We start from the raw sequence: 9,450 nt of genomic DNA on the forward strand, positions 1-9,450 counted from the left end.
TGACAAACTTTGCCATTGATGCATAGCCAGAGGTGTTCCGGTTCCAAGGAACTGGAACACTTATGCCTGTTTCAAGATCGGACAGCCGAGGGTACTTCCTGTCTTATCGGCAACTGTTGCTGGCTCTTACGACTCGCGGTTGAATCTCCCGGTACTGGTTTCCGTGTTAAGTCGATATTCCTCATCAGGTCGACCGCCGTTATCGGGAACTGCGTTCTGGTTGTCTGCGGGCAGCTTCTCGAATGAACCCGGCCCCTCCGGGGCCATCTTGGCCAGACGATCGATGTCCTTGAGCTTGGCCAACCAGATTTCGCGTGCCAATCGGATCGTTGGTTTGGTTGCGAAGAAGATGGAACCGAACAAGAAACACCACGTGCCGGGGAGCATGGTCTGTTCGAAGAAGAACAGGATGCTGCCGATGATGAATAGGGACGCCGCGGCGAAGTCCACGATCGTATGGAGCACTTCGAACAGCGCGTAGCGGCGTGCTTGTTGAGGAGTGATCTCGCGATCGCGAGGGTCGAAGAGTCGCACAGTGCCTTCTTTCGCTGATCGATGCTGGGTGCTTCCCTATGGTCGGCGACGCGCGCGCATCTGCCCGGAAGCACTGGAATCCTCGCCTCATCCTTGCGGAATTTATCCCAGGGCCGTTGATGCCAAGGACCGTGCTCGACGCCGCCATGATCGCTTTGATACCTCCACTAGCGGAGATGACACTTCTTCAGGATGGGAGAAGCGCGGCCCGCGCGGTCTTGCCGACGGAGTGGAGCCGCCGTGCTCGGCCCCTGCGTCGGCTGTCAGCTGGGGGAGTGCCGAAGCCAGTGTGCCGGCCCGGTAGTGCCGGCTCGGTACTCTTCCAGCGGTACGGTTCCGGCCTGCCACGCCGTGCGGATCTGGTCGATGATCCGCCAGGCGTGTTCGGAGCCCTCGGCGCGGATGGACAGCGTGGGGTCGCGATCCAGTAGACCGCGGAGGACCTCACCGTAGGGGTTGAGTCGGCCGGCGCCGAAGTCGGCGGTGAGCCGCCCGCGGTCCAGGGTGAACGGGTCACCGGGTCCGTTGACGTTGAGTTCCACTGTCAACTGGTCCGGGCCCAAGCTGAGGCGCAGCACGGTGGGTTCGGTGGCTCCGGTGAAGCCGGCCGGTTGGTGGGGCACCTCGCGGAAGGTAATGACGATCTCGTGCCGGTCCGCGTTTAGGGCTTTGCCCGAGCGCAGGGTGAACGGCACTCCGGCCCATCGCCAGGTGGCCGCCTCGAGGGTGACTTCGGCCAGGGTCTCGGTGCCGCGTGCCGGGTCCACGCCGGGTTCATCGGTGTAGGAGGGCAACTGTCGGCCGTTGATGGTGCCGGCGGTGTAGCGGGCGCGTCGGCTGGCGTGGGCAGGATCATCGCCGAAGGGCCGCACCGCGCGCAGCGCTTCGGCCTTGGTCGCGCGCAGCTGCTCGGGGTGCAGGGACTGTGGGGCGTCCATGGTGATCAGGGCCATGACCTGCAGCAGGTGGGATTGGATCATGTCGACCATGGCCCCGGCATGATCGTAGTACCCGGCTCGGTTCTCCAGGCCCAGTTCTTCGTCGTAGACGATCTCAACCCGAGCGACATGGTCGCGGTTGAGCAGCGGTTCGAACAGGTAGTTCGTGAAACGTAGGCCCAGGATGTTCAACACCGTGGATTTGCCCAGGAAGTGATCGACCCGGAAGACCTGTTCTTCGCTCACCAGGGAGGTCAGGTGTTGGTTGAGTTCGGCGGCACGGTGTTGGTTGACGCCGAAGGGCTTCTCCAGGGCCAGCATGGTGCCGTCCGGCAGCTCGATCTCGTGGAGGGCCTCGATGGCTCGGGTGGTTACGGCCGGGGGCAGGGCGAAGTACAGGGCCGGGATACCGTCCGCGGCGGTCAGGAGTGACTCCAGGTCGGTGGGGGAGGAGGCATCGGTGGCCTGGTAGTCGGTGTGGGCCAGGGTGTGGGCCACCGCCGGACCGGCGGCCCCGACGCTGGCGAAGGCCTCTCGGACGGTGTCGGGCCACGATGGGCTGGGGTCTGCGGTTAGATCGGCGCCGATCAGTGTCAGCCTGCGGTCGGGTTCTTCGGTGAGCAGCCGGCCCAGGCCCGGTAACAACAACCGTGCGGTGAGGTCGCCGGTGGCGCCGAGGATGATCAACGTCCCGATGGTGTCCATCCGTAGCACGCTACTCCCGCGGCGGCTGGATGTCCCGACACGGCGGCTGGTTCAATGGGGCCATGGCTCAGGACCTCGAGCGTGGCTCCACCCCTCTGGAGGACTACGCACTCCTGTCCGATCTGCGCACCGGGCCGCTGGTGTCCCGGGAGGGCAGCATCGACTGGCTGTGCTTCCCCCGCTTCGATTCTCCCTCAGTGTTCGCCGCCCTGCTGGGTACCGAGGAGGACGGGCGGTGGCGACTGTCCGCTGTTGGCGGGGAGGTGGTCTCCCGGCGGTACCTGCCCCGCACCTTCGTGCTGGAGACCACGTGGCGCAGTGCCACCGGGGTCGCGGTGGTCACCGATTTCATGCCGCCCAGTGACGGCCAGGCTGATCTGGTACGACAGGTGCAGTGTCTTTCCGGGACGGTTCAGATCGAGCATGACCTGCGGATCCGTTTCGACTACAACCGGGCCAAACCGTGGACCCGGCGGGTCGATCTCCACGGCACGGATCGGCAAGGACTGCTCTCGGTGGCGGGGCCCGACGCGCTGCTGCTGACCGGGCCCCTGTTGCACCCTCACGAAGACCAGGGCAGCGAACCGCAAGAAGGCATGGAGGACCGTCACGAGGCCTCCCCGCAGGGCCACCCGGATGACTACCAGGGCGCGGTGGCCGACCGGCTCACCGGGGCGTTCGATCTGCAGGCCGGTGACACCCGGGAGTGGGTGCTGTCTTGGCACGAATCCCACCGGTACCCACCGATCCCGGTGGACCCGGCCCAGGCGCGGGAACGCACGATCGCGTACTGGCGGGACTGGTCAGAACACGTGGAAGTCCACGACCGCCACGACGAGATGGTGCTGCGGTCCTTGATGGTGTTGCGCGCGTTGACCCATCGGGCCACCGGGGGCATCGTGGCCGCGGCCACCACCTCGCTGCCCGAGGACTTCGGCGGGGCCCGGAACTGGGACTACCGCTACACCTGGTTGCGGGACGCGGCCCTGACCATTGAGACGCTCATCGGCCACGACTTCACCGAGGGCGCCCTGCACTGGCGCGGTTGGCTGTTGCGGGCCGTGGCCGGAGACCCACAGGATTTGCAGATCATGTACGGGATCGCCGGAGAACGCCAGCTGCCCGAGACCGTCCTGGACCACCTGACCGGGTACGAACACTCCCGACCAGTGCGTGTGGGGAATGAGGCCGCCGACCAATACCAGGCCGACGTCGTGGGGGAGGTGATGATCGCCCTGGCCGCCCTGCGCGACGCCGGGGTACCCGAGGATGAGTACTCCTGGGGCCTGCAGAAGAACCTGCTGCACTTCTGCGCAGAGAACTACGATCGCCCCGGCCACGGAATCTGGGAGATGCGCGGAGCCCCGGGATTCTTCGTCCACGGCCGGGCCATGATGTGGGCCGCGTTCAACGAAGGAATCCGAGCCCTGGACGAACACGGCCTGGACGGGCCGGTGGACCGGTGGCGGGAGCTCCGGGAGAACCTGCGCGAGGAGATCCTGGAGCACGGGTTCAATGAGGACCTGAACTGCTTCACCCAGACCTACGCCACCACCGAGGTCGATGCCTCCCTGCTGCAACTGCCCCACACCGGCCTGGTGGCCTATGACGATCCGCGGATGCTCGGCACCGTGGCCCGCATCGAGCAGGACCTCGTGGACAACTCCGGGCTGGTGCGCCGATATCGCACTGAAGCCGGCCTCGACGGGCTGCCCGGAGACGAGTACCCCTTCCTGATCTGCTCGTTCTGGCTGGTTGAGCAGTACGCCCGCACCGGCCGGGTAAATGAGGCGAGCGAGCTGCTCGACCGGCTCACCGGCCACGCCACCGACCTCGGGCTCTACGCCGAAGAATACGACCCTGCCAGCGACCGCCTGGCCGGGAACTTCCCGCAGGCCTTCAGCCACCTCGGCTTCATCCGCGCCACCGACGCCCTCGAAGAAGCCACCGGCAAACACGACCTCGCTACACCGGACCGTCCAAGATCCCAGACCTGCGATAACCCCTGAGTCACCTTGAATGCTCGGGGAGGCACCCCGAACTTATCGAAGAGCACCGTTTGCCGCGACCCGAGACTTCTCTGCGGGAACGGAATGTTTGGCGAGGCGCTCAGTTGGCGCTCCGGCGCTGCCGTGCCGGACCCCCTGAGTCCTCGGATTGCCTCTCAGGCCTTGGATGGTTATCGCTACATGTTGTCCCATGTCTCGGTAGCCGACCCCTCTCCGGAGCGGTTTGTGCAGTATGCCCGGGCATACCTGGGTGGCGGTTCCGAAGCAGAGCCGGAGCCAAGCCCCTGTGCTCCTCCAGGTTGCTCCGTGCCCGTGCAGGTACTGGTGAACTGAAGCGCCCTGGGTTTCGTTCTGTGGTTAGACCACCGCGGGCGCGGCTGTCAGGTGTTGAGTGTATGAGGCTTCGACTTCTGCCGGGGTCCGGTAGTCGAGGCTCTCGTGCAGTCGGCGGGTGTTCCACCACTGCACCCAGTCCATCGTGGCCATCTCCACGGCGGTGACCGAGGGCCAGACCCGACAGCTGTGGATGATCTCGGCCTTGTAGAGGCCATTCACGGCTTCAGCGAGGGCATTGTCATACGAATCCCCGACGGACCCGACCGACGCGGTGACACCGTAGACCGCCAACGTCTCGGTGTAGGCCAGACTGACGTACTGCACACCCCGATCCGAGTGATGGACCAGGCGTCCGTCCCGCAGGCTGGCATCGGTGCTCAGCAGCGCGTGCTCCAGGGCCTGCAGCGGCAGGGACTGTGTGTGCAGGGTGGCCGCCACGGCCCAACCGACGATCTTCCGGGTGCAGGCATCGGTGATGAACGCGACGTAGCAGAAGCCAGTCAAGATCCGCACGTAAGTGATGTCAGCGACCCACAGCCGGTTCGGTGCCTGCGCGGCGAACTGTCGCTTGACCAGGTCCGGACGGTGATCCGGCTCGACGGCGGGCCTGGTGGTGACCGGCCGGCGGCCTCGCCGTACGCCCTGCAGGCCGGCGGCTTTCATCAGCCGGGCGACCTGGTCACGGCCGAGATCCCAGCCGGCCCGGCGCATGGCATGCCACATCTTGCGGTATCCGTAGACGCCGTAGTTCTCGGCGTGGATCCGCCGCAGTTCCTCGGCCAGGACCGCATCGCGCAGGCTCCGCGCCGAGGCCGGACGGGTCCTCGCGGCGCGGTAGCCGCGGGAGGTGATGAACCCACACTCCGTCGCACCCAGGGTGCGGCAGATGGCCTCGACCCCGAACTGATCCTTGTGTTCGTCGATGAACCGGATCATCTCGTCGTGGGGCGGACGTTGTTCCGCGCACGGATTACGCCGAGGCCTTCTTCAGGATCTCGTTGGCACGCCTGGCCTCGGTCAGCTCCCGACGCAAACGCCGGAGCTCTTCCTCCGGGGTCTCACCCGGTGATGCTTCCGCTGGACGTGCTGAATCCTGGGCTCGCTGGCACCAGTTCCGCAGGGTTTCCGGGCCACAGCCCAGGGATTGTGCCACGACACGGATCGAAGCCGCACGAGGACCACCTTCCGTGGCTTGGCGGTCGAAGACCATCCGCACCGCTCGGTCGCGGAACTCAGGGGTGAACTTCTTGGGCATGTACCGATTCTCCTTCGTGAGACTCGGAACGAAACCCAGGGCGCTTCAAACCGTATTCCGGCTCAGCATGATTGAGTCCGGCATGGCCGACAGCGTCGGGCAGTCCATACCGTGGGGCTCCGTCCCGAGCGGGTCGGCACGGTCATGTCCGGGGCCGGTTCACGAGCTGTTTTCACCGTTTCGGCGGCCCGATAGCCTGAGGCCGCCCGGTGTCTGGCGAGAATGAGCAGGCAGCAGTCTGCCAACAGTCCATCCGCCCATCATCCTCATCATCATCTCTCACCCGAGGAGGCCCGATCATGAATCCCACCGCACCGAAGGCCATCGGCCGCCGCATCGCCGCCGGCTTGGCGGCCGCGGCTCTGGTGGGCACCACCGCGTGTAGTTCCGTCAATCCGCAGGCCACCATCTTTGAGTACGCCCCGTCGGACGGGATCGAGGTGCAGGCCGGGGACGCCGAACTGCTCAACCTACTGTTGGTGTCCAAAGCCCCCTCTTCGGAGGGCCGCTTCCTGGGCTCGGTGTTCAACGACTCCGACGAGCCCCTGGAGGTGGTCATCACCATCGAGGGCACGAGCACGCGGTTGACCGTGCCCGCCGGTGAGCGCCTCGAACTCGGCGAGCCCGAGAACGAACACATCATCCCGGATACCGGCACCTTCCCCGGCGGCCTGGCCGAGGCCACCATTCAGGCCGGTGACGCCAGCCAGAATGATCAGATCCCGGTGCTGGACGGAACCCTGGAGACCTACCGACCCTACGTGCCGGGAGGTTGGAACCCAGACACCGTCGAGCACCTCTACACCCGGCCCGCCGCACCCCAGGACGACGAGCACTAGATTCGCAAACAGCACTGCCCGGTCGAACTGCCGCCCACCGGGTTGGCTCTACAGGGTTGACTGGGTTTTCCGCAGCGGCCACCCCAGTAGAGGAATCATCGCGTCCGACCCGCGATGCCCTTGCGGACTGTGTAGCGATTGCACCTGAGGGTTAGTGCAGTCCATGTCTGAGCATTCTTTGCTTCGAATCAAGCCCTGAGCGTTTTCGCCGACCGACCTCGGGCTGTCACACCGCTTTTATTGGGGTGTCTTGGGTCTCGGTTCCTCAGGGGTCCGGTTGTTTGTCGGCCAGATTCAGCAGTCGACGGATCCGGCCGGCGATCGCGTCCTTGCTCAGGGGTGGCTCGGCGAGCCGTCCGAGTTCGTCCAGGGAGGCCTGACGGTGTGCGATCCGCAGCTCACCAGCCCGGCGCAGGTGCTCCGGGACGCCGTCGCCCAGGACCTGCAGGGCCCGTCCGACACGGTCCGCGGTGGCGGCCGCGGCCCGGGCCGAGCGCTGGGCGTTCGCGTCGCTGATGCTCGCGCGTTGAGGTGCGGTGAACCGGGCGGGTCGAGCCGCCTGGTGCTGGTCCCAGGTGCGGGCCGCGTGCTTGGCGCCCATCTGGTCCAGGAGCGAGCGGATGGCGTGGGCCTCGCGGATCCTCACCCGGGTGGTGTCCCGGAGGTCTTGGGCCTCTGCCGGGAGGCCGAGCCGTCGGGCGGCACCCACCAGGGCCAGGGCCGCCTCCATGGTCGGGCAGTCGACCCTCAGCGCGATCGCACGGCCGGTTGCGTCCATCGAGCCGTGGGCGAGGAAGGCGCCGCGCCACAGGGCCCGTAACTGTTCCACAGAACCCTGGACCAGCCCCGCCGGCAGGCCTCGGATCGGGCGGCCTCGGGCGTCTACCAGTCCTGTCTGACGGGTCAGGTCCGTCCCGCCCGGATCCACCCGGACCGTGTAACCGCCACCGCGGTGCACGGTGCCGGAGTGTGCGGAGATCTCGCTGTCAACCCCGTAGGCCCCTGCTAACCCCGCGCGCAGTCGGCGGGCCGTGACGATCCGGTCCAGGTCCGCGGTGACGACCATGCGGCCGGAGACCAGCTGCAAGGCACCGCCGAAGCGCAGCATCGCCGCGATCTCGGCCCTGCACTCCGCCAGCGGCCCCAGCCCCGTTCGGGCCAGTTCCTCCTTCACGAGCGCGGTCATGCCCAGGCCCGGTCCCCTCGCCCCGCGTGGGGTGCCTGTCCTGGAACGCCGCGCCCCGTGGGCATCGGTCATCGGGGGGCCCGCATTCAGTGTGCTGCGCCTGCCGGTGCGGCAGGGGTGGTGTAGAGGTGGTCGAGGGTGGCCGGGTCCCAGCCTCCGGGCACGTACGGCCGGTAGTGTTCCAGGGTGCCGTCCAGCACGGGGATCTGATCATCCTGGCTGGCGTCTCCGGCCTGAATGGTGGCCTCGGCCAGGCCGCAGGGGAAGGTGCCGGTGTCCGGGATGATGTGCTCGTTCTGCGGCTCGCCGAGCTCGAGGCGCTCACCGGCGGGCTCGTTCAGGGGCGTGCTCGTGCCCTCGATGGTGATGACCACCCCCAGGGGCTCGTCGGAGTCGTTGAACGCCGAGCCCAGGAAGCGGGCCTCCGAGGACGGGGCCTTGGAGACCAGCAGGAGGTTGCGCAGCTCGGCATCCCCGACGTTCGCGATAATCCCGTCCGAGGGAGCGTACACGTCGAGGGTGGCCTGCTCATTGACGACACTGCACCCGGTAGCCCTCACCGTCAGTGTGGCTGCCAGTCCCAGACCGGTGAGGCCTCGCACGGCGGCGCGGGCAGTGGTGGGATTCATAATCGAACCTCCTCTGGTGGGCGGCGGATGACGTCTTGGGCCCCTCAAGACATCCTGGCCCGAGAACCCATCGCGCACCGCATCCTCGGTGACCAACTCGGGCGTCATCGGGGCTCTGTCTCACGCTACCGGTCCCCCACGCTGAGCGATATGCCCGCTTCATCCAACCCGACCCACGACAACACCCCTTGGCGAACCCCACACCTCGGGCCTCCGAGCTCGACCGCCACCCGGAACACGCCGATGGCGATCTCGCCCCGGTTGGCCACCAGGATCTTCTGGACCATGAACATCACTCCGTTTCGCTGCCGTGCGAACCTCGGGAGGAGGCACGGAGTGGTCCAAAGGTACAAGAGGACCGGGCGCCCCCCGGTCTAGGGGCGCGGTGAGGTCCCCCGGTGATCGACCCCCCGCGGTCAGGCCACCGACCGCCAGGCCCCGGCGCTCCGGCAGGGACCGGCGGCCAGCAGGTTACGGCGGCCCGGTGGGGCCGGGAGATTTTAGCCGAGCAGGATGACGTCCAGCCGGCGGGGGCCGTGGACGCCCTCGACGCGTTCGAGTTCGATATCTGAGGTCGCCGAGGGCCCGGAGATCATGGTGATCGGCGCGGTGGGCTCGACCCGGGCCAGGGCCTCGGGGATCAGCTCCACCACCGATGCGGCCGGAACCACGCAGATGTGGTGGTCCGGGACCAGGCTGATGGCCCGGCGCCCCTCGTCCGAGCGGGCGGTGAGGAAGATCGTGCCGGTCTCGGCGCAGGTGACCGTGGAGGAGGTGACCACTGCGTCCACGGCGTTGAGTTCCCGGACCCCGAGCACCCGTCCGCGTTCATCCGTGGACTCCCAGACCGCCTGGCGGGTGTCGGTGTCGGCCGGCAGCCAGGACGCCTCCAGTCCGGTCGGAACCACGTAGCGGGCAGATGAGCCCAGCAGCTCGTCGATGCGGCCCGGCAGGGTCTCCACGCTCTCGTGGTGGACCGTGGCCTTGTAGTCGACGAGCCGGTCCTCGAGCATCTCCAG

The 9,450-nt window shown here is 67.1% G+C and carries 8 protein-coding genes; 2 read left to right on the top strand and 6 right to left on the bottom strand.

Going from position 1 to position 9,450, the window contains the following annotated elements:
- Positions 1–126 precede the first annotated feature (126 nt).
- Together PLJ28_RS13760 and PLJ28_RS13765 are read right to left on the bottom strand one after the other, a co-directional pair.
- Positions 127–534, bottom strand: a complete 408-nt coding sequence (locus tag PLJ28_RS13760; protein WP_183528811.1) for a YrhK family protein — start codon at positions 532–534, stop codon at positions 127–129.
- A gap of 263 nt (positions 535–797) precedes the next feature.
- Positions 798–2,177: a glucose-6-phosphate dehydrogenase gene (locus PLJ28_RS13765; RefSeq protein ID WP_183528809.1), complete on the bottom strand. Its 1,380-nt coding sequence runs from the start codon at positions 2,175–2,177 to the stop codon at positions 798–800.
- Between the two features lie 62 nt (positions 2,178–2,239).
- On the opposite strand from PLJ28_RS13765, the gene PLJ28_RS13770 reads away from it, so the two are divergent.
- Entirely contained in the window at positions 2,240–4,186 is a 1,947-nt protein-coding gene (locus tag PLJ28_RS13770) for a glycoside hydrolase family 15 protein (protein ID WP_221243755.1), read from the top strand.
- A 357-nt stretch (positions 4,187–4,543) separates the two neighbouring features.
- Here the strand turns inward: PLJ28_RS13770 and PLJ28_RS13775 are convergent.
- Positions 4,544–5,777, bottom strand: a protein-coding gene (locus tag PLJ28_RS13775; protein WP_370577173.1) for an IS3 family transposase whose coding sequence is annotated in 2 segments (ribosomal slippage) — positions 4,544–5,494 and positions 5,496–5,777 — 1,233 coding nt in all. Because the reading frame shifts where the segments join, the coding sequence is not laid out codon by codon here.
- A 299-nt stretch (positions 5,778–6,076) separates the two neighbouring features.
- On the opposite strand from PLJ28_RS13775, the gene PLJ28_RS13780 reads away from it, so the two are divergent.
- Positions 6,077–6,616 (top strand): hypothetical protein, encoded by a 540-nt coding sequence (locus tag PLJ28_RS13780; RefSeq protein ID WP_183528804.1) that lies wholly within the window; start codon positions 6,077–6,079, stop codon positions 6,614–6,616.
- A 265-nt stretch (positions 6,617–6,881) separates the two neighbouring features.
- Here the strand turns inward: PLJ28_RS13780 and whiA are convergent, their stop codons facing one another.
- The 3 genes from whiA to PLJ28_RS13795 all read right to left on the bottom strand — a co-directional run.
- Positions 6,882–7,802, bottom strand: coding sequence for a DNA-binding protein WhiA (gene whiA / locus PLJ28_RS13785; protein ID WP_298045397.1), 921 nt, complete (start codon positions 7,800–7,802; stop codon positions 6,882–6,884).
- Between the two features lie 86 nt (positions 7,803–7,888).
- Entirely contained in the window at positions 7,889–8,431 is a 543-nt protein-coding gene (locus tag PLJ28_RS13790; RefSeq protein ID WP_183528793.1) for a hypothetical protein, read from the bottom strand.
- A 500-nt stretch (positions 8,432–8,931) separates the two neighbouring features.
- The coding region (locus tag PLJ28_RS13795) for a LutC/YkgG family protein (protein ID WP_324590250.1) at positions 8,932–9,450 on the bottom strand (519 nt) is incomplete at its 5' end.

Origin of the sequence: Citricoccus sp. (assembly GCF_035445025.1) — a bacterium.
GTDB lineage: Bacteria > Actinomycetota > Actinomycetes > Actinomycetales > Micrococcaceae > Citricoccus.

Coding starts and splice junctions, on each gene's coding strand:
- PLJ28_RS13780 (WP_183528804.1), top strand. CDS start 6,077: ATGAATCCCACCGCACCGAAGGCCATCGGCCGCCGCATCGCCGCCGGC.
- whiA (WP_298045397.1), bottom strand. CDS start 7,802: ATGACCGCGCTCGTGAAGGAGGAACTGGCCCGAACGGGGCTGGGGCCG.
- PLJ28_RS13765 (WP_183528809.1), bottom strand. CDS start 2,177: ATGGACACCATCGGGACGTTGATCATCCTCGGCGCCACCGGCGACCTC.
- PLJ28_RS13790 (WP_183528793.1), bottom strand. CDS start 8,431: ATGAATCCCACCACTGCCCGCGCCGCCGTGCGAGGCCTCACCGGTCTG.
- PLJ28_RS13770 (WP_221243755.1), top strand. CDS start 2,240: ATGGCTCAGGACCTCGAGCGTGGCTCCACCCCTCTGGAGGACTACGCA.